Origin of the sequence: Pseudoalteromonas aliena, from assembly GCF_038155085.1 — a bacterium.
Lineage (GTDB): Bacteria > Pseudomonadota > Gammaproteobacteria > Enterobacterales > Alteromonadaceae > Pseudoalteromonas > Pseudoalteromonas aliena_A.
The window spans coordinates 31,785-54,511 of sequence record NZ_JBAKAU010000013.1; the positions used below are offsets into that span (position 1 = coordinate 31,785).

Sequence of the window (22,727 nt, forward strand, 5' to 3'; positions counted from 1 at the left end):
ATTCGGCGGGAGTATAGCATTACTTAAAGCGAACATCACCATACAAGTCGCTTAAAATGCAATCAATTCAATAATTTTTTTAAAAGGGTCAAGTAAACTCAGTATGAACACTCTGAAATATTATATAACTCATTAAATAACTTAATTTTTATTTTATAGTTCTTAGACTTTAGCCATTACTTTTATAAAGATTAAAACAAAAGTTAATATACCTACAGTAGTACCTAGCCTAATAAAAACGTAATTATTTAAAACCCCGTAAGTAAAATAGCATTTACCTAGCCCGCCCTTAATGTCACCAACTTAGTCTTAATTTTTACTCAAACTCAATGGAATAGAAAACATACAATAAAGTTGTATCTTCAGTTATGTGTGATTCTGGCTAAACAACGCATATGCAGTGCAATCATAACTTGTAAGTGACGGATAAAAAGCATTTTTAAAAGCACTAAAGATTGTTTGTACGTTTAGGGAAGGACCTACTGAGCCTACCTGATTACAAACCTCGTGCAGCGATTAAACATCCCTAAATAGAAAAAATCTTAGTACTGAATACTCAAATAACAATAAGCTTTCACAATAAGTGAAAACTGACTGCAGTGATTTTTTTACTTATTGTAAGGGGCTTTGATAACCAAGATAAAGTACTTTTAAAGCAAATTAATCTAAGAAAAATGGCTAATAAAATGCCATATCTTGACTAAATTTAATTCAATACATACTATTGATTTGCTCACAAAAAAAACAATTGTAAATAATATTGGATATAATCATCGAGGGAAATAATATGATCAAGTTAATAGCTAAATCTTTAATACTAAGTACGCTGCTGTCAGCCCCGTGTTTTGCTGAAAACGATAATACAACAAATTTTTTAAACAGTAAGAATCAAGCAACTGCTAATTTTGCAGTTGACTACTCTCAATACAATACTATTTTAGAAGCCTCTGTTCTTGAATTAGCTCGTTCAGATAGATCGTACATTTCCTATGATGAAAATGAGCAAGGTCCTAATTTAGGAAGTAACCGAGCAACTGATGCAGAAGCAAACCGCTTTTATTATGAGCAATTTATTGATCATCCAGAATTGACAAGGTCAATTGCAGCTATAAAAAGTAACCTTCTTAGTTATTTACAAAATAACCAACTTAGTAAATTAAGTAATGAAGAACAAACTGCATTTTGGCTGAATCTACATAATGTAACAGTAATAAACGAATTAGCTCAGCGCTATCCAAAAAACACGAACAGTTTATCTTATGACGTGGCTGATAAAAGTAGCTTCTTTTATAAAAAGCAATTTACATATAATGGTCAAGCACTGAGTTTAGATGACATCGAATACAAAATATTAATGCCATTAAATAAAAATAACCCTCTTGTAATGTATGGCTTATACAAAGGTTATATCGGTTCACCAAATATTAGAACTCTGGCATATACAGCTAATAACTTAATGCCTTCGCTAATTGATAACGCTCAAGAATTTATTAATTCAAATAGAGGAACTAATTACAGCAGTAAGCTTCTTAATGTATCGACCATGTATAAAGATAAAAAAGCATATTTTAATGACTTCAATAATGATTTACTTGCTCACCTGAGTTTGTATGCAGATAACGATTTGCTCAATAAGTTAAAAAATAAAAAAACGGCTATTTTTACCATCGATAACTATGATATTACTGATGTAACAGGTCCTAAACTCCGAGACTCTTACGATATTATTATTAGCAATTGGGACAAAGCATTGCAAATTCCTCAGCATAGCTTTCCTCGCTTAAACAATCTCAATATTCCAGCTAAACGAATAGTTATTCTTAGAGAGTTACAAAGAAAAAATGATTTGTTAAAAACAAGTGTAAGTGGTGAAAACGTTTATTATGCTAATAACCAATAGCAGAACCCCAATTAAAAGTGCGCATTAAATGAAGCGACCCCAATAGTTGGACATATCAATTACTGGGGTTTTTTATGTCCAAACATTATAGGGTTCACATTAAAGCTCGCTAAACCTTTCCGAAGATACAGCCTTAAGTCTCTAAGTTTAAAATAAAAAAGAAAACCTCTCTCCTGCATTAATCAATTGACTCTAATAAATAAAAATTACTATTAGATATATCGAATTAAAGCTCTACTAGTTGGTCAAACAGCTTAGATTATTATTCTTTTTCATACTTAACATTAGCTTACAAAACAAACAAAGGGATAATAGGAATTATTTGCATTTAGGTATTGACAGATAGCTAGATCTAACTGATAATCAATATCAACAAGACGGATTGCATACCACTTGTTAAGGAATGAATTAATTTGTTTCTCGACCCTGAAACAACGTGTGGCGCACGTTAACAGCTATGGTTACTTGTTATGAACCGCAACGCCCCTTGATGTTGATAACGAGTAACCGCCCTACTATATTACTTGCTACATTGCTCATATCGGTGACGGTAGATATGAAACTAAAAAAGCCCTTACGGGCTTTTTTTATGTCTGTAATTTAATGCGTAAGACTTTAACCTAAGCTTTAAAAATTAACGACGGTTTTTTCGTGCACGTGCTCGGCGTTGTTTTTTTTCTTCTTCTTTGGCTTGCTTTTTCGCTTCTGCTGCCGCGCGCAAACCAGCAACCATTACTTCTTCTTCCTCACGCATTTGCGGAGTTTCCATAGTAATACGGCCAATGATACCGTCGCGTAATTCGTTGATTAGTATTTCAGACATTTTGTATGTGTCTATTTGATTACCGCCACGAATACAGCCACGTTTTTTACCGGCCATCTCAACAAATTCCCAATCACTTTGTGGTAATTCGTCTATTTTATAACGCGCTTTTAAAAGCTCAGGGTATGCACGCAATAAGTACTCAGCGGTGTAACTTGCGACCTCTTCATACTCAAGTGCCGTATCACGAATGGCACCGGTAGCGCCTAAGCGATAACCTGAGTTTTCATTCTCTACTTTTGGCCACAACATACCTGGCGTATCGTAAAGCATAATACCGTCTTCAAGCTTAATGCGTTGTTGCGCTTTAGTAACAGCAGGCTCATTACCTGTTTTTGCAACTATACGCCCAGCCAATACATTAATTAACGTAGATTTACCCACGTTAGGAATACCCATGATCATGGCTTTAATTTGCTTATCTGCACCCACTTTATGCGGCACTAGCTTTTTACAAAGCTCATTAATACGATGTACTTCAGCTGCTTTATCATGTCCAAAAGAAATCGCTTTAACTGCGTTTTCTTGCTCAAAATAATCTTTCCAAATTTGAGTCATTTTAGGATCAGCTAAATCAGCTTTGTTCAAAATTTTGATGACCGGCTTACCTTCACGCAAGGTTGCCACCATCGGATTTTCACTACTGTAGGGAATGCGCGCATCAAGCACTTCAATGATCACATCCATTTGTGGCATTATTTCTTTAATTTCATTGCGGGCTTTATTCATGTGCCCAGGGAACCACTGGATAGCCATTTTTAACTCCTAACGTATAATTAACCGCTATTTTAACTGGCAATTCATTTAATTGCGCTATACTGACGCAAATTTTTTCAGATTAGTTGTTATGGCTCTTAAATCCACCATTATGAAAGTGCAGTTATCGCTTAGCGATATGGACCGCCACGTTTATCAAGATTTTAATTTAACCTTGGCTCAACACCCATCAGAAACCGACCAACGGTTGATGATTCGATTACTCGCTTTTGCGCTTAATAGCTGTGATGGTTTAGAATTTACCAAAGGGTTAAGTGCTGATGATGAGCCTGAACTTTGGCATGTAAACTATAGTGAAGAAATAGAACTATGGATTGAACTTGGCTTACCAGATGAAAAAAGACTTAAAAAAGCCTGTAATAAATCTAAAAAAGTGGTGCTATATGCTTATGGTGAAAACAATCAAGCAATTTGGTGGCAAAAACACCAACCTAAATTGTATGAATTTAAAAATCTAAGTATTTTTAGCCTTGATTACGCAGCAACACAAGCACTTGCTGCTTTGGTTGATCGTGGAATTAAGCTCGCTATTACCATTCAAGATGGTGAAGTATGGGTAAATACCGATACAACAAACATTGAAATAAAACCACAGCAATTGATGTAACTAAGATAGGTTATAGATAGGTTATACCAATTGCATTAAATTAGTTATCTATTATAGCGACAAGGAAATAAGTCGATAACAAGGCGAAAATTATGACATATAGTTGTTCTATATAAATAATTTTTAACGCAGGTAGCGGGTTATTTAATACGCTAGAATGATCATGTTTTTAATAAAATTGGTATTAGGGAGCATATGAAAGTTAAACACGTTATTGTTTTACATGGCTTGTATATGTCTGGCTTTGTTATGCGCCCACTTTGCTCACGACTTGAAGAGTCGGGGATGACGGTATTAAATATTACCTATAACACGCTCGATCCTCATCGCGACACTATATTTACACAGATTGATGAGTGTATTTCTAACGAGCCTGCAGCGCTTGTATGTCACTCTATGGGAGGGCTTATTGCACGAGCTTACCTAGAGGCAAATTCTCCTGCTAGCCAGAATATTACGAAGGTAATTACACTGGGTACTCCACATAAAGGCAGCCATATAGCGCAAAAAATGAAGCAAAAAGGGTTTGAATCATTTTTAAAAAATAGTGTTGAATTTTTGCTTACTAAAAATGGTAATTGGCCTTTTAAAGCTAAGCTTTACAGTATCGCAGGCGATTTACCTATTGGGCTTATGCCCTTAATAGTCAAAGGCAGCAAATCAGATGGTACCGTATTACTAGATGAAACCAAACTTAAAGGTATGGCCGAGCACAAAGTGTTTCATTTAAGCCATACCAGTATGATTTACTCGCGCCAAGTACTCGATTACATTTTAAAGTGCTTAAACGAGAAAGATTAATCCTCAGCATTGGCTGCTATTTTATAACTAATTAAAAAAATCACTCCTAATATAAGTGGAATCGGCGCCGCAATGTAGCCAAATAAATCTGAGTTCGCAAAGCTTGCACCTGCTAAGTGCGCTACTAACCCAAGTACAAATGTGATGACTGCAATTCCTACTACGATTAACTCTGCTTTATTTTGTTTAGCTGTTTTTGCATGCATGTTATCTCTCCTAATTATTTAGACAGCATTATTATGCGCCGTTAGGATGGATAATTTTTGACCTAAATCAATAAAAAAATAGCTAAGTTATTACCTTGAATAAAGCTTGTTTTAGATCATGATTTATATACTTTTGAGTTTTATTTACTTTTGAGGGGTAGTATTTTTATTAATCAGTCCCACTTCTATTAATAGTCTAAAGTGAATACACATATCAAAAATAACTAATAGATAAAAGCTATTAGATAGATAAATTTAAACGATTTTACTAATTTATAAAAATTAGTAATACTTATCACAAGTTCACAAATCAACGGTTATTCAAGGAGCAAGTTATGTCACATGTAAACGCAATAGGTCTAAACAGTGCTAAAAGTGATGACATTGTAAAATCACTCAATACGCTATTAAGCAGCTACCAAATCCAGTACATGAATGCGCGTGGTTTTCACTGGAATATTAAAGGCCGTAACTTTTTTGAACTACATGTTAAGTTTGAAGAAATTTATAACTTACTACTTTTGAAGGTAGATGAAGTTGCAGAACGTATTTTAACGTTAGATGGCGCCCCACTACACGCGTTTTCTGATTACCTTGAGGTAAGTAAAATTAAAGAAGCTAAAGGTATCAGTGACGGTGTAACAGCTGTAGAAAACCTTTTAGCTGGTTACAGCACATTAATCCACATGCAGCGCGATATTTTAAACCAAGCTAGCGACGCAGAAGATGAAGGCACAGCCTCACTAATGAGCGATTACATCTCAGAGCAAGAAAAACTGGTTTGGATGTTAAAAGCTTACTTAGATTAAGCGAGTAGAAAAAGCCCTCAATGAAGAGGGCTACAAATAGGGATAAATCGTTAAATAATTAATCGATTCGGTTACTATATTAGCTGGCTCCCAATACCAAGCAACGCCCCTGTTACCAGTGGCGTTGTTTTTGGTTTAAGCGGGTATAGTGCTTATATACAGTTATGAATAGCATAGTAACTTCATCATACCTAGCGCAATAATACCCTTAAATAAACGCAACAGAATCTTAGTAATACTCTTATTTAAGAATAGTCTTTTCCCACCTAGTCGCTTTGCGGGTAAAAATATTATCAACACATATTTTATCCAACAAAAACTTATTTATGCTGAACAAAAGGTTCCGTAATAATTACTAACTTACTACATATTTTCTTTCTATATTTGTATTAAAAATTAGCTTTAACCTCGCTGTTGAATATTAGGTTGTAGCCTAGAGCAGAGTTATTAAATACAGTGGTTTAGATGGGATGGGGGGAATTAATCGTCTGATTCTAATGTAGTCATTTTAGCAACAACCAGTATAAATAAGGGGCGAGTTAATCGCCCCTAGCATAACGAAAATCAAGCTAATGATTTTAATGAGCTATATTTACTAAAATTAAAAGTTAATACTAAAGTTAGCAAAAAAGCGTCGACCTATCGCATCATAAATAGCTTCATTACCACCACTAGCAGAAATATATGCTGGAGGTAACTTATCAGTTACATTGCGAAGGCCAAAATCTACACGCGCATTATCAAGTACATTGTAACTTGCTGAAATATCATGCGTGACTATAGAGCCAACGTAACCAGGCTGTAAATCCTCTTCGATATCTCCATCTGGTGATAAATCAAAGCGCGCAGAACGGTCAGTATAGCGAGTAGTCCAATTAAGCGTTAGATCGTTGTATTTATACACAGCAGAGAAACGTGCTTGCCATTCTGGATCACCAACCTCACCGTCTTCAACATTTACTGTATCTGGGCGACTTTGAAATTCGAACACATCAAGCTCAAGAAGATGATTCACAAATAAATTGAACTTCAAATCACCTTCTAGTGAGTAATCAGTTAAGTTCATATCGTAATCAAAATCAGCTTCTATACCTCTTGTTGTTATTGAGGCTGCATTTAAATAACCTGAACGAACTAAAGTTATATCGTTGCTAGCTGAATCACGATCAACTTGCGAACAAAACGCCGCATCAGGACCACCCGCAGCATCAACACAGTTATCAATAACACTTTGTGCAGAAATGAAAGAAATTGCATCTTCTATTTCAATATCATAGTAATCAACAGTTAATGAAAAGTTTTCAAAAAAGCTCGGAGTCCATACAACACCAGCGGTTAGCGATGTTGATGTTTCTGACTCTAGTTCAGGATTACCACCGCTAAGAACATCAATACTTACATTATCGTTAGCTTGAAAGCCTGCACCTATATTTAATGCCGCACAGTTAGCTGTTCTATTTGGGTTGTTATCTATACGATCTGCATCACAAGGATCTGCAATATTATCAAAACCAGGTGATACTGGATCGAAAGCTTCGGTAATGTTTGGTGCACGAACAGCTTGTCCATATGTACCACGTATACGAACATCATCTACTGGACGATATAGTAAGCCAACTTTCCATGCGTCAGCTGTACCAGCGTGAGAATAATCAGCCGTTCTGTATGCAGCGTCAATACTTAACTCTTTTGCAAAAGAAACATCTGCTAATAAAGGTAAATTTACTTCAATAAATGCTTCAGTAACATCAAATTCACCATATGCATCAGGTGTGGCCGCATTTGATAAAAACCCTGCTTTTGTGAATTCATCAGTAATACTTTCTGAAGTCTCTTCTCTGTATTCAAAACCTGTGGCTAAACCAATTGCACCACCTTGAAGCTCAAAAAATTCACCTGTATCAAATGTTACACTACCACCAATAAATTCTTGGGTGATCGTATCTGTACGTGTTACATCTGCTGATACATAATCTTTGGCAGCCGCTGATGCTTGATCAAAGCCAAAAGCATTATATGGCGTACAAGCATCACCATTTACACTAGCTGGATCGCTATAGCCTTCACCTTGTAAGCTAGGTACCTGACTACGACATGCAGCTTCACCTGTAGCAGGATCAATAACAGCATCAAGTGCCGCGACTAAATTATCTGGAATTAAATCGTTAAGTGTTTTACGTCGATTATCTGTTTGACCGTAAACATAGTAAAAGTCATAGTCAAAATCTGTTTCACTTAGAGTAAAAAAGCCTTTAAACCCTGTAACAACGCGAAATAATTCTCGCTCATTGTCAGCACTACGATTTCCGAGTTCACCAAAAAACTTAGACATCGCAACGCTAGTCGTACCTTCGCTAAGTAATTGTTGGCGAAGATTACTATCTAAATATGGATTATCTGCAACATTAATCGAAATATCACCAAATTGAAATGAAGGTTGAAATTGTTGTTCAATTTCAGAGCGAACAAACTTAAAGTCGCTATAGAATGTATGATTATCAGTAAGGTTATAATTTAATGTCGAACCAAGTGTTAACTTTTCAAGCTCAGGTAATACGTTTTCATAATCTTGTGTATTAGCACAAAACTCACATCCATCAGGGAAGTTACCAAAAGCAAAACTTCCACTCGCTTCACGTGCAGGCATTAACTCTGCTACGCCACTATTGTTAAAGGTGTAGATACTTCCATCAGCGCCAAATGGGTTAATTACACCATTCTCACTTATTCTTTCCGAAAGCACATTCGGGACCGTAAGACGATCAGGGATACCATCATTTTCCCCAGTATTTAATGGATTATCTACAGTACCGTAAGCATTTGTTTGGCGTAAGTCATTTGCCAAAACCTGGCGTACTCTATCTTGGCCTGCATAGAAAGTAATGTTACCTTTACCACCTGCAATATCAGTACCTGCAACAACACTGAAACTATGATTTTCAGTACCAACCCCCTCTGTAGAGTTACCTACAGACGCATTAAACTGTAAACCGTCAAAATTATCTTTCAAAATAACATTAACTACACCAGATACCGCATCAGAACCATAGATAGCAGATGCACCACCCGTAATAATTTCCACTCTTTCTATTAAAGCTGAGGGTATCGTATTTAAATCTACTTGCGACGAACCTGGAGCACCTGCAACATGACGCTTACCATTTACTAAAACTAGTGTTCTTGCGGCACCTAAACGTCTTAAGTCAGCAGAACTAACGCCTGCTGCTGCATTACTATCGTTATTACCAACTAAGGTATCTGTTGCACCTATTGATGGTAATTCAGCTAAAATACTACCTAGATCTGGAGTACCGCCTTTGGCAATATCTTCCGCTGTAATTGTAACAATAGGCGCTGGTTGAGAAAGCTTTGCCTTGCTAATTCGAGAACCGGTTACTTGAATACGTTCAACCTTTTCAATTTCGTCATTTTCAGCCGCGAAGCCCTGAAACGAGAACCCTGCAAGTATTGCGCTACCTAGTGCAATTGTTAACGACGATTTTTTGAATAATCGCGCGCTACCTTTGTTAGTTAATGTCATATAATTCCCCTGAAATTGTTATTTTTGTAACTAAATAGTTACTTCGCGGATTACAGTAAGGGGATTTATTTAAACACTCTACGAGTATTCTTTATGAGGCGCAAACTTTGGTATGAGCGGCCATTTTGGTGGGATAAAGTAGTACGTCACAATTATTTTATAAATATATTGTATTTTTCATAACAGTTTTTCCGCTAAGCACGGTCTTTATTATTATATACAGCAAGAGATATAAAATAATGATCGCTTCTTTTCATGCATTAACTTTTGTTAGTAACACTAAGTTTGCAACATTTTTAACAAAGCGTGTGCAAGATCACCGGCACTTTGAATCTCAATCTTTTCTTCAAACAAATAGATTAGATCAAATAGACACAGATCAATACAACGTACTGTTTTACGAATTAACCAACCTAGCTGACCCTATGCAAATAGTGCATTTAACTGAGCTCGCAAAAAAACTTAAATTAGTCATAATTGCTGAATCAGGACATTTTGCAAGCTTTGCATTTGAAGTTGGGGCTGTAGATTTTTTAATATTAGATTCAACTGCATCACGTATTGATAAATGCTTTGATAAGCTAATTCACCTTTGTCCGATTGCAAGTGCGGCCGAACGGCAGTACCAGCAAAGCACACAAGCTGAAAAACCATCATCACATATTGTGGTTAAAGATGTAGGTAAGGTAAGACTAATTGATATAAAAGATATTATTTGGATAAATGGCGCGGGTAACTATGTGGAGCTGCATTTTACCCAAGGTAATACGCCGGTACTACATCGCGAAACCATGAAGAATATTGAACAGCAACTAGAACCAGAAGGGTTTGTTCGCATTCATCGCTCAACGCTGGTAAGAAAAAAAGCTATATGCGAACTGATGCCTACCGACAGCGGCGATTATAGAGTAAGGCTAAAAAACGATATGTGTTTGAACCTTTCAAGGCGCTATAAAGGGTGTTTAGAGAGTATTATAAGCCCTATTCAGTAGCGGTTTATAATACTCATATTAATTACCCGTTCTGTTTTATGTAGCTGTCATTTGGGTGCACGAATAAATAGCTTTCGGTATCTTTATAAAAATTGACTTCTACATCACTATTTTTCCATACTTTTTCAAATATGCTTTTAGCTATGACATTAATATTTATATAGTCAACTCGTTGATAGCCACGTTCTTTTACGCCCGCAAAATAAACTTCTAACGAATCAAGACCATCCAAAGTTAACAGCTCAAACTCTTTTAAATTCACAACTACATACCTGATTGTGTTTTTAGGATACATACTCAACTCTTGAATAACCCCCTTAGTTAATAATGTTATACCTTCATTATTGAAGCTCCCCTTTAACTTTAAATACATATGAGGGGGCTGTGAAAAAATCTGAAATTCGCCATGCGCACCAAACATAAATAACCTTAGATATATCAACTTATATATAGAATAATACAATTTTTTTAATTTGCAGCTAACTTAGTAGCGCAATAAAAAAGGCCATTTCGAGAGCTTTTTCTTCTAAACTTTTAAAACGACCCGACGCGCCACCATGCCCTGCATCCATATCAGTTTTAAACACTAATATATTATTATCTGTTTTCAACTCACGCATTTTTGCAACCCACTTCATAGGCTCCCAATACTGTACTTGTGAGTCATGAAGACCTGTAGTAACAAGTATATTTGGATAGCTTTGTGCGCTTATATTGTCATACGGCGAGTAAGCTTCAATTACATCATAAAATTGAGGTTCATTTGGATTACCCCATTCATCATATTCATTTGTTGTTAGCGGAATACTCTCATCAAGCATTGTGGTTAATACGTCTAAAAATGGCACATGACAACCTACACCGCAATATAACTCTGGCGCTTGGTTTACAACTGCGCCCATTAATAAGCCACCAGCACTGCCACCTGAGGCAAACACTTTGTTGCTATTACAATAACCTTGATCAACAAGCGCCTTTGTTACATCAATAAAGTCACTAAAACTATTTTGTTTATGCTCTTTTTTACCTTGCTCATACCATTGACGCCCTAGCATTTCAGAGCCTCGAACATGCGCGATAACATAAACAAAGCCACGATCGAGCAAGCTTAGCGATGAGCTAGAAAAGCTAGGATCTATCGTATAGCCATAGGCGCCATAGCCATATTGAAATAAAGGATTTGAGCCATCCTTTTTGAAACTGTCTTTTCGATAAACAACTGATACAGGCACTTTAACTCCGTCGCGAGCAGTTACCATTAACCGCTCCGACTGATAGTCATCGGCATTAAAACTACCTAGTACTTTTTGCTGTTTAAGTAGTGTTTTTACACCTGTAGCTAAATCAACATCATATAAAGAGCCTGGTGTTGTTAAACTTGAGTAATAAATACGCGCAGTGCGAGTGCCTGGCTCTGGGTTCATTGCTATCGCTGCATAATAACAAGGATCGGCAAACTCAAGGGCCATACGAACCCCTTGTTTATTAACTACTACAAATCGAGCTTGCCCTTGCTCGCGTTCACTTAATACTAAAAAGTCATTAAATAACTCTACACCTTCAAGCAGGACATTTTCTCTGTGAGCTGTATGCTCAATCCATTGTGTTTTATCGGCAATCGTTTCGTTTGTTGCTGTCATTAATCTAAAGTTTTTAGCTTGCCAGTTAGTCACAATATAAAATGTGTCACCTAGCTTATCTACGTCAAATTCGTGGCCATCTTCACGCGGCATTAATGCTTTAAATTCGCCAGTAGGCTTATTAGCATCAAGCACCCATGTATCGTTGGTCTCTGTCGATGCTAAATCAATAATAATTAAGTTTTCATCGCGGCTTTTACCAAGTCCCATAAAAAAGCTGCTGTCATGCTCTTCATAAACCATTACGTCTTGGCTTTGCTCGCTGCCAAGCTCATGTCTAAATACTTGGTATCCTAGTAGCGTTTTTAAATCTTTTTTTACATAAAAAACGGTTTTATTGTCGTTAGCCCAAACTACTTGCCCTTCCGTATTTTCAAGTACATCAGGTAGCATTTCACCGGTCGCTAAGCTTTTAAAACGAACACTGTAAATACGACGACCCTCAGTATCCTCGGAGTAAGCCATAAGCTGCTCGCATGGACTTAGCGCGACTTCGCCTAGCTCAAAAAACTCAAATCCTTCAGCTAATACGTTAACATCAAGCAAAAGCTCTTTATTATCGGCCTGTATGCTCGTACTTCTATAATGACGTGAGTATTCATCATCACCACGTACTTCTGAATGATACCAATACTTTCCGTCTTTAACGGGTACCGAATTGTCATCTTTTACAATACGCGCTTTTAACTCCTCAAAAAGTATGTCTTGAAGTGGCTTCATTGCAGCTAATTGTTCATCGCAATACGTATTTTCAGCATGTAAATGAGCCAGTACTTGTTCATCTTGGCGGTCGTCATCGCGCATCCAATAGTAATTATCGGTCCGTTTTTTATTATGAGTACTTAAAGTGTGGGCTTGCTGTTTAGCAATCGGGAAATTAGGTAATAAACTTAAAGAGTAGTCAGGACGAGGCACAACAAAACCAATTTAAAAATAATATGATTTGCAGTTTATCATAAAAATAAAAAGCCCATCCAATAGTTGAATGGGCTAAAACGGTAAACGCTTAAGAGCTAGTATCTAATCTGATACTTTTTGCCAGGCCATAGCCCAACTCTGACCAATACCGGGTTCAAAAATCTGATTGTCATCATCGTTTACGCGACAAAACTCGTTAAATGGCCAAGGTCGGCATTGGTAAATTAACCCTGTTTTTGGCTGTAATACTTTTACACCTGCACAGTAAGCATCAATATTTTCTGGATATACGAAATCATATTTCTGACTTTTCAAGTCCTTGCTGTCGTTATATTTTGCAATGCAATGGAAATCAATCGTAGCTTTGCAAATACCACTCGTTTCTAAAGCAAAAATTTTATTATTTCGATAAGCAATAAGTAGGCCTTGTTCAGTCATTCGACCTGCACTAACTAGAGGCACATGTACATTTATATACTCAGCAATTAAACGCGGCCAAGCATGAGGCTCACCTTGCTCGATCGAGGTGATCTTATAATCAAACGATAAATCAACGAGCGCTCCTTGCATATCGTAAAAAATTACACTCACCACATCACCAATAAACAATTGGGTGTGGTGATTTAAGCAACCAATTGCTGACCACTTTCCACAGGCCAGTGACATATGCATAAACACAGCAGCACCTTAAGGTCACAAATTGCATCCACATAGTTATGTATGAATACATAACTATCAAGTAGTAAATTACTCCTTACATTATAGTTATCAACTGCACGAAAATCAAACAAAAGTACCTTTTATAAAACTGAAGTTAATCATTTAATACTAGGCCCTTATATAGACTCCCCGTAAAATTATAAGTTATTACCTCAAGAAGAGGTAACAACTCCTTTTTTAAATGGGCGCTTAAACAGCGCACCAATATCGCCTAAAATAATGTACAAACAAGGTACTAATATAAGCGTTATCAATGTTGCAAACATAACTGCAAAGCCAAGTGCAACCGCCATAGGTATTACAAACTTAGCCTGCAAACTTGTTTCAAACATAATAGGTAATACTCCGGCAAAGGTTGTTATCGACGTTAATAGTATTGCTCTAAAACGAGCACAGCCGGCTTCTATTACTGCATTTTTAACGCTAACACCTTCACGGCGTACTTGGTTTACATAATCAGTCATTACAAGTGAATCATTTATAACAACACCTGCTGCGGCAATTAAGCCAAACCCCGACATTAAGCTCATATCTAAATCAAACCAGTAATGACCCCAAATAGCCCCCGTTAAACTAAACGGAATAACTGACATTACAATAAGCGGTTGCGAATAACTTTTAAGTGGTACAGCTAGCAATATATAAACTAAAATCATACCGCCAATAAAAAACATTATTTGCTCATTAGCTTGAGCTTGCTGCTCTTCTATTGCGCCACCAAGTTCTGATTTAACACTTGGGAATTCTTCTATTAGCTGTGGCAATAAGTTTTCTTTTACCTGCTTAACCACTTCACCTGGCTCAATTTGCTCTTCATCAATATTGCCATAAACATACACAGTACGATAACCGCCTTCACGGCGTATATAGCTAATACCAGGTGTTTCAGTTAGCTCTACTACATCACCAAGAAGTACTTCTCGCCCTTGTGGGGTGGTCACTACAGTGTGTTTAAGCGATGAAAATGCTTCGCGAGTAAGTTTAGGGTAACGTACCATTACACGTACTTCTTCACCATTTCGGATTACGCGCTGTGCTTCGCCACCATAAAAACTAGCGCCCACTTGATTTGCAATATCTGCCAAGTCTAGGCCTAAGTCGTAAGCCACTGGCTTAAGACTCATTTGTACCTCTTTGCTCGCAGGATCTATCGTTGAGCTAATATCAAATAGTCCTTTTTGCTGTTGAAGTAGTTGAATAAAACGACGGCCTGCTTCATTTAAAGTATCTATGTCTGAACCATAAAGTAAATAGCCAAACTCACCGCCGCCATTACTACCACCGCCGCCAACATCGTCTTGAATAGTTAACGACTTGATGCCTGCTATAGTTGGCATAGCCTCACGCCACCGGCGGGAAAGCTCAAATGCATTATATGGCCGTAAGTCTTCATCAACTAATGGAGCCAGCAACTGCGACTCAGTTCTACCTTGGTTAAATACCAATACATCACGAATAATTTTTTGGCCAAATTCACGTTCAGTTTCTTCATCGACTCTAAGTACCATAGCTTCTATTTCACGAATAGCTGCAATGGTTTGTAAATCAGAAACGTTGTCGTTCATTTCAACTTGTATTTGCGGAAAGTCGTGCGGCACTTTAGGGGTAGGTACAGTGCGCACTTTGTTTGAGGTAATAAGTGAAATACTTATTATAAACATTGCAATAAAAGCAAATAAAACAGTCCAGCGCCAGTTAACACACCTAGTAATAAAACGTTTATATGGACCATTTACGAAGCCAAAAAAACGCGTGTTAAATCGATCTCGCCAACCACCTTTTTGAATCGGCGCAAAGTGCGTATGAGCAATGTGAGCTGGCAGTATCAGCTTTGATTCAATCAAACTAAACACTAAGCACAGCATAACTACTACGGCTATGCCATAAAAGAAAGCACTCTCGGGACCACTTGAAAGGGTAAACGGCGCAAATACAGCAATAGTTGTTAATACACCAAAAGTAGCTGGAGTTGCGACTCGGTTTGCACCGCGCACAACATTTTCAACCCCACCGCCGCTTTTTTCAACCTCGGTATAGGCGGATTCACCTATAACAATAGCATCGTCCACTACTATGCCAAGCACCATTATAAAAGCGAATAATGAAATAATATTAATACTGATGCCAAATAGCGGCATCATCATCATAGCGCCTAAAAAACATACTGGTAAGCCAATCATTACCCAAAGTGCTAATTTAAAGCGTAAAAATAACGACAGCATAATTGCCACTAAAATTGCACCTTGAAACAAGTTAGCCTTCATCATATCAAGGCGTGCATTTAGGTAATATGTCATGTCCATTAATGGCTCTAACCTGATACCTGATGGTAACTGCTTATTTTTTTGATCAATAAATGCCTTAACCGAATCGGCCACAGGGATTATATTTTGCTCCTGCGTTGCTTTAACCGACATATAAACGGCATTTTCACCATTGAATTTGAAGTAGCGCTCACCTTCAGTAAATTGGTCTTTAATAATGGCAATATCTTGTAATAATACTTTAGCGCCATTAGCACCAATCTTCACTGGAATTTGCCTAAACTCTTCACCCGAGTAAAACTGATTTTCGACGCGAACAGAAATAACACCTGAATCTGTTTTTAGTTGCCCTGCCGAAAAGTTAGCTGAGTATCGACGTACTGCATTCATTACGTCACTTAGGGTTAGGTTATATTGACGCAACGTATCGGGCTCAATTTCAATAGCAATCTCATCAAGCGGCACATCGTTTACAACTAACGACACGTTAGATAATTGTAGTAACTCATCCTCTATTTGGTTAGCAATGGGCTTAAGCTCGGTAAGCGGTAAATCAGCAACAAGTGTCATACCTATTACATCTTGCCTAAACTCAACTTGGCTTATGGTGACCGGTTCCATACCTGCCGGAAAAGTCGCAATACCATCAACACGCAGCTTTACCTTATCAAGCACATCAGTAAGTTCTGCATCGGTGTTTATCTCAAGGCTTGCGGTACCGCCATTTCTAAAGGCGCGATATACGCCTTTTTTGATTTCAGTTATATCTTTAAGTGACTCTTCGACTTTTATAAGGATACTTTCTTCAATTTCTTGTGGTGAGGCACCTGGGTAGTTAGCCTCAATATTAATGTAGTTAATCTCTACATTAGGAAACATTTGACGCTGAATAGTAAAGTAACTTATTAACCCCATGATGATGATAAACACCATCATTAAGTTTGCAGCAACGGAGTTATTAGCAAAGTAGGCAATGAGTCCTGTTTGTTTTTTTTGTATTAATTCGCTCATAATTATTACACCTTACAGCTGTTGCGTGTTTGAGGTGCTCAACTCTGAGCTTTCAGGTGCTACAGCTACACCGGCAATTTTAACCTGCATCCCTTTTTGCGGGTATTCAGGTAAAGTAATAACTAGTTTGTCATCGGCATTTAGGCCGCTGCTAATATAAAAATATTCACCCTCTTCACGAATAACTGTTACTTTACGTGGCTCCAGCTCTTCATTCTCGTTTACTACCCACACGATTTGGTTATTTACTAAAGCTTGCGGTAAACGGTAAATATTATTAAGCGTAGCCCCTGCAAAATTAACTTGTACGTAACTACCAAATTTAATGGCAGGCAGTTTATTTTTAAGACCATACGGATCTTCAACACGCACAACTAAACTACTCATACGCGTAGCGTTATCAATAATTCCCAAGTCACGATCAATCACACCTTCACGGGTAAAGCTGTTTAGGCCTTTTTGGATGATCGTTGCTGTAATACCTTTAATACGCTCTGGTAAAAAAACGCTATCGAATCCTGCGATAGGAATAATCACTTCAGCGGTTTCAATATTATTTAGTTCAGCTACCTGTGAGCCCATAGTAACGAACTGACCAACACCTACATTACGGCTAATAATGAGTGCATCGTAAGGAGCTTTTACATCACAGTTGTCTAAATCACGTTGCGCACGTTTTAGTGCAGCTTGCGCCGACTTAACAGATGCCTGTGCACTGAGCACTTGAGGCTTACGTAAAAACAAATCTGTGCGCGCTTTACTTGGAAAGCGCTTTGCCTCATCTTCAGCCACTTGAGCTTGGGCTTGCTCTTCTATAAGAGCTGCTTGTGCACGAGCAACTTCTGCTTCAGCAACAAGTACTGCCGCTTCATAGTTATCTTTTTCAATAGTAAATAGCGTTTCCCCGCGAGCAACCACACCACCGGCTACAAAATTAGAATGCCAACTTAACACTTCTCCTGACACCTGTGCCGAAAGCTGTGTATTTTCCAGTGGCTTCACTTCACCGTAACTATTTATAATAACTTGGTGGTCATTTGCAGTAACAGGCTCAACTTGTACTGTTGGACGAGTATCAAGTACTTCTTTTTTTTCTGGCTCTTGTGCTATGGCATTTATTCCAATAAAACCAACAACACCGGTGGCTAGTGCTACAAATGGAAAAATCCATCTAAGTAAATTTGTTTGCATATCCTATTATCCCCAAAATTCTATTAACGCCATAATACCAGAGCTATATGAAACATTAAGGTGACATTTGTAAGCAACTGTTGCAAATACATATAAGCCACTACTATTTAGGGCTATAGAATACAGCTTCACATACAGCCCATCTCATTCGTTATATTTTGTTACAAAGTTTTATTCATTAATATCAGTGCGTTATCGTCAAACACTTAAATTTCATCGCGAAGACATGCTAAATCAAATTAATTTACGTACAGTCCAATTAAATTAACAAATATTAAAAGCCTCAAAATGAAATTAACGACCATCACTCTTGCGCTTAGCTTAGCGTTTGGTAGCCATGCATTTGCAGCCGATAAAAAAGACGAAAAAAAGTCAAAAACACTTAGTGAAATGATCAAAGGACAAACCGAATTCGCCGGTATATTTAGCCTTTATCAAGATGAAAAAACCGGTGACCATTTAATGGTGATTAACGAATCTCAACTCAATACGCCGTTTGTGTATTTTGCGCACACTGTCGATGGCGTTACAGATGCAGGCCATTATCGAGGTTCGTACCGCGAAACTAAGTTAATTGAATTTAGAAAATACTTTGACCGTATTGATATTATTAGTAAAACACCTCGCTACAAATTTGACGAAAACAGTGCTATTTCAAAAGCGAGTGATGCCAATATTAGTGAAGCGGTACTTGCAAGCATTAAAATAGAAAAAGAAGAAGACAGTAAAATAGCATTCAACGTAAATAAGTTATTTTTAAGCGAAGCACTTCATAAAGTGTCACCTACGCCAAATCCAGCAGATAAAAACGCTAAAAAACGCTTTAAAGTAGGTAAACTAGACGCTAAAAAATCACGCATTATTAAACAGCGTCCATATCCTAATAACTTAGACGTGGTTGTTGATTACGTATTTACTAACCCAAGCCCAACGGTACGTGGCTCAAATGCAGTAAGCGATCCACGCAGCGTATCGGTAAAAGTGCAGCACTCGTTTGTTGCTCTACCTAAAAACGATTACCATCCGCGCATGGACGACGCCCGTATTGGTTATTTCACAAATCAATTTGACCAAATGACATCTACCGATTGGGCACCTTATGAAGATGTTATAAAACGTTGGGATCTACAAAAGAAAGACCCAAGTGCAGCACTTTCAGAGCCAGTAAAACCAATTACTTGGTGGATAGAAAACACCACACCTATTGAATGGCGCGATACTATTCGTGACGCCGTTTTAACATGGAATACCTCTTTTGAAAAAGCAGGCTTTAAAAATGCTTTAGAAGTAAAAGTACAACCAGATGATGCAGATTGGGATGCGGGCGATATTAATTACAACGTACTGCGCTGGACCTCATCGCCTAAGCCTCCATTTGGCGGATACGGACCAGCACTTGCTAACCCATTAACAGGCGAAATACTGGGCTCAGACATTATGCTTGAGTTTGTATTTATGAAAAATCGCTGGATTTACGACACACTTTTCACTCAAGGAACAATGAGCCACGGTGAAACAACAAATACAGGCGAATTAAATTGCTCATTAGGGCATGAAATTCAACAAAACCTAATGCTTGCCAAAGGCCTTGCTAGCGGCGACAAAATTGAAGATAAAGAAATGCTTCGCCAAGGTTTAACGCAACTGGTACTTCACGAAGTTGGCCATACCTTAGGCCTTAACCATAATATGAAATCATCCATTTTGTGGGATGAAAAAGAAGTACACGATAAAAGCAAAACCCAAGGCATAGTCACCGGTTCTGTTATGGATTATGCACCGGCTAACATTGCCCCAATTGGTATGCAGCAAGGTGATATTTTTCAAACAAAACCAGGTCCTTATGACGATTGGGCAATTAACTATGGCTACAGCGTAGCGCTTGCAGATGAAGCAGCAGAACAAGCTCGACTTGAAAAAATACTTGCTCGTTCAAGTGAACACGCCCTTGCCTTTGGTAACGATGCCGACGACATGCGCGCACCAGGTCGCCATATCGATCCACGTGTAATGATTGGTGATCTATCATCAAACCCTGCTGCCTATGGCGCAGATCGTATGGCGCTAATTAATAAGCTATTTACTGAGCTAAAAGATAAAGCAACGGTTAAAGGTGAGTCTTACCAACAGCTTGTTACCTCTGCTAATAGCTTATTTGGTCAGTACCGAGCTCAGGCAGGTGTGGTTTCTCGCCAGATTGGTGGCGTATACGTTGAGCGCGCTGTAGTGGGTGATACAAGCGCAGATAAACCATTTACACCGGTATCGCTTGAGCGTCAAACACAAGCAATGGACATACTAGCCAAATTTGTATTTGCACCAGATGTACTACAAAGCATGCAGCCTCTTTATAGTTATTTACAACTGCAACGTCGTGGCTTTAATCACTTTGGTAAAAATGAAGACCCTAAAGCACACCAAATGATTTTAGGGATGCAAAAGTCTGTACTTGCACAGTTATTACACCCTGCTGTGTTACTGCGTATTTCTGACACCGCTCTATACGGTAATGAATATAGCCTAACTCAGTTTATGCAAGATTTAACTGCCAGCATTTTTGTGAAAAGCAAAGACGCCAACTCTATTAGCCACAACTTACAAATTGAGTATGTTAACCAGCTAATCGCGATTGCAGGCCTTGGTAAAGCAAGTAAGTACGATAACTTAGCTAAAACAGCAGCGCTATATCAGCTAACTCAAATAGCCGATACCAGCGTTGCTTGGGGTGCAGATACAGCAACCAAAGCGCATAAAAAATATATTGATCGCTTAATTGCAAAAGCGCTAGAAGCATAAAAATTAAGCCGTACTTTTAATATTTAACCTAATTAATAAAAGTACGGCCTTTTTCATAAAAGGCATGTTACTGGTATTTATTGTAAATAAATCCAAGGGCTATTTAGTCTTTGTTTCCGAGATGGATGCAGTTAAGAGTTATAAGTTTTGCTCAGCGTTTGTTTTACCCCTCTTAGGAAAAGTGTATAGGCGATAACTTTATCGCAAAATATGCTATCAGTTTTAACTCTATTTCACCGAAGCTCTAATCACTGACCTCAAATCAATTTAACCTGAGTTCTGGTTATTTACTAAACTTAGATCCACAACCATTATTCAAAGCCGAACACCGACGTGTTCGATATCGAACATCTATTTATTTTAAAGCACTATAAAAGCAAGCAATACATTGAAATATAATAGAATTTAAATTTGGCATCAAACTTTCATTAACAACTACATCAATCAAAATGATGAGTAGATAATGAATATTAATATTGACCAAAAAACAAAACCGCACAAATTAAAAATGATGCTGACTATTGCAACTCTTTTAGTTGTCATATGTATCGGTTATTTCACAATAAAACCCACCATACCCAAGCTCAGTGCCAGCACGCTCAATACAGTTACTGTGCAACAAGGTGATATTGATATTATGACGCCAGTGTATGGTCAATATGCATCACGCTATGAACGCCTGATCAGCGCGCCAGCAGCAGGCCAAGTGGGTGAAATTTATTTACGGGCAGGGGCTGATGTAAAAGCAAGTACTGTTATCGCAAAGTTAGTTAATCCTGATTTGCAGCAGCAACTGTTTGAATCACAAGCAAAACTTGAACGGATGAACTCTAAATTTGCAGCATTTAAGTTTCAAAAACAAAATGAACAACTCACTTTTCAAGCCGAACTCGCTGATATTGATAGTCAGATACAAGGCGCGAAACTAGATGTAGATGTTAACCAGCGTCTATCAGACCAGGGCATTGCTGCAAAAATCGATTTAGAGCGCGCTATTCTTAAATACAACCAGCTCAAAAAGCGTCTAGAGTTTGCAAAATATCGTTTTGAAAAGCAAAAAGAAATGCACAAACTAGAACTTGAGCAACAAAATATTTTGTTAACTCAACAACAAAAACAAGTCGCTTTAGTCAACAATAAAGTGGCAGCATTAACTATCACAGCAGGAATAACAGGCACGCTACAGCGTTTAAATATTGAACTTGGAGAGCGAGTAAACCAAGGGCAAACAATGGCGCGCATCGGCTCAAAAACACAGTTGATGGCAAAACTAAATATCCCCCAACGTATTGCTGAGCGTATACAACTTGGCGCGGCAGTTGAGTTAAAACACCCAACAGGCAAGCTAAAAGGTCATATTAAACAATTGGCGTCGGTAGTTGAAAACGGCTTTATCGTCGCAGAAGTGCACCTAATCGAGCCTCTACCTGCAAACTTACGCCCTGCGCAACCAGTCAATGCATTGGTATTTGTTGAGCGCAAAGAAAATGCATTGTATGTGAGCCAGCAACCCGGCTTAAAACCACTTGGCGCACAACTACTATACAAACAAATTCCCAACCAAGCACAATTACAACAACAGCAAATAACCTTTGGTGAACTATCAGGCACGAACTTACTCATCACTTCTGGCGCTACTGCTGGTGAAAAAATTATCACAAATGATTTAAGCCAATGGCATACTTACAGCCACTTGGCCCTAGATACAACTAACCTTTAAGGAAAAACCCC

General features: G+C 37.9%; 15 protein-coding genes. 7 read left to right on the plus strand and 8 right to left on the minus strand.

The annotated features are described in order from the left end of the window. Positions 1–787 precede the first annotated feature (787 nt). Positions 788–1,900, plus strand: a complete 1,113-nt coding sequence (locus V6260_RS13100) for a DUF547 domain-containing protein (protein WP_341594602.1) — start codon at positions 788–790, stop codon at positions 1,898–1,900. A 634-nt stretch (positions 1,901–2,534) separates the two neighbouring features. Here V6260_RS13100 and ylqF read toward each other — a convergent pair. Next, the gene (ylqF, locus tag V6260_RS13105; RefSeq protein ID WP_341594603.1) at positions 2,535–3,479 is read right to left on the minus strand and encodes a ribosome biogenesis GTPase YlqF; all 945 of its coding nucleotides are present in this window, start codon (positions 3,477–3,479) and stop codon (positions 2,535–2,537) included. A 91-nt stretch (positions 3,480–3,570) separates the two neighbouring features. On the opposite strand from ylqF, the gene V6260_RS13110 reads away from it, so the two are divergent. Then, entirely contained in the window at positions 3,571–4,107 is a 537-nt protein-coding gene (locus V6260_RS13110; RefSeq protein ID WP_341594604.1) for a YaeQ family protein, read from the plus strand. Positions 4,108–4,302: 195 nt separating this feature from the next. Next, positions 4,303–4,908, plus strand: a complete 606-nt coding sequence (locus V6260_RS13115; protein ID WP_341594605.1) for an alpha/beta fold hydrolase — start codon at positions 4,303–4,305, stop codon at positions 4,906–4,908. Here V6260_RS13115 and V6260_RS13120 read toward each other — a convergent pair. Further along, a complete protein-coding gene (locus V6260_RS13120; protein ID WP_341594606.1) occupies positions 4,905–5,114 on the minus strand; it encodes a hypothetical protein in 210 nt (69 codons plus the stop codon). The genes V6260_RS13115 and V6260_RS13120 overlap by 4 nt on opposite strands. 335 nt (positions 5,115–5,449) lie before the next feature. Here V6260_RS13120 and V6260_RS13125 point away from each other — a divergent pair, with 335 nt between their 5' ends. Further along, positions 5,450–5,923: a Dps family protein gene (locus V6260_RS13125; protein ID WP_211001556.1), complete on the plus strand. Its 474-nt coding sequence runs from the start codon at positions 5,450–5,452 to the stop codon at positions 5,921–5,923. 601 nt (positions 5,924–6,524) lie between these two features. Here the strand turns inward: V6260_RS13125 and V6260_RS13130 are convergent. Further along, positions 6,525–9,464 (minus strand): TonB-dependent receptor domain-containing protein, encoded by a 2,940-nt coding sequence (locus V6260_RS13130; protein WP_341594607.1) that lies wholly within the window; start codon positions 9,462–9,464, stop codon positions 6,525–6,527. A gap of 239 nt (positions 9,465–9,703) precedes the next feature. On the opposite strand from V6260_RS13130, the gene V6260_RS13135 reads away from it, so the two are divergent. After that, positions 9,704–10,456: a LytR/AlgR family response regulator transcription factor gene (locus tag V6260_RS13135; RefSeq protein ID WP_341594608.1), complete on the plus strand. Its 753-nt coding sequence runs from the start codon at positions 9,704–9,706 to the stop codon at positions 10,454–10,456. 22 nt (positions 10,457–10,478) lie between these two features. Here V6260_RS13135 and V6260_RS13140 read toward each other — a convergent pair whose 3' ends face one another. From V6260_RS13140 to V6260_RS13160, 5 genes are all read right to left on the minus strand, one after another. Next, positions 10,479–10,877, minus strand: coding sequence for a hypothetical protein (locus V6260_RS13140; RefSeq protein WP_341594609.1), 399 nt, complete (start codon positions 10,875–10,877; stop codon positions 10,479–10,481). A gap of 58 nt (positions 10,878–10,935) precedes the next feature. Beyond that, positions 10,936–13,011: a S9 family peptidase gene (locus V6260_RS13145; protein ID WP_341594610.1), complete on the minus strand. Its 2,076-nt coding sequence runs from the start codon at positions 13,009–13,011 to the stop codon at positions 10,936–10,938. Positions 13,012–13,116: 105 nt separating this feature from the next. Then, a complete protein-coding gene (locus V6260_RS13150; RefSeq protein WP_341594611.1) occupies positions 13,117–13,686 on the minus strand; it encodes a chitin-binding protein in 570 nt (189 codons plus the stop codon). Between the two features lie 200 nt (positions 13,687–13,886). Then, positions 13,887–17,009: an efflux RND transporter permease subunit gene (locus V6260_RS13155; protein ID WP_341594612.1), complete on the minus strand. Its 3,123-nt coding sequence runs from the start codon at positions 17,007–17,009 to the stop codon at positions 13,887–13,889. A gap of 12 nt (positions 17,010–17,021) precedes the next feature. Beyond that, the gene (locus V6260_RS13160; protein ID WP_341594613.1) at positions 17,022–18,200 is read right to left on the minus strand and encodes an efflux RND transporter periplasmic adaptor subunit; all 1,179 of its coding nucleotides are present in this window, start codon (positions 18,198–18,200) and stop codon (positions 17,022–17,024) included. Positions 18,201–18,488: 288 nt separating this feature from the next. Here V6260_RS13160 and V6260_RS13165 point away from each other — a divergent pair, with 288 nt between their 5' ends. Both V6260_RS13165 and V6260_RS13170 read left to right on the plus strand, forming a co-directional pair. Beyond that, positions 18,489–20,996 carry a zinc-dependent metalloprotease gene (locus tag V6260_RS13165; protein WP_341594614.1) on the plus strand — a complete coding sequence of 836 codons (2,508 nt, stop codon included), beginning with the start codon at positions 18,489–18,491 and terminating at the stop codon, positions 20,994–20,996. 463 nt (positions 20,997–21,459) lie between these two features. Beyond that, entirely contained in the window at positions 21,460–22,716 is a 1,257-nt protein-coding gene (locus tag V6260_RS13170; protein WP_341594615.1) for an HlyD family secretion protein, read from the plus strand. The last annotated feature ends 11 nt before the right edge of the window (positions 22,717–22,727 follow it).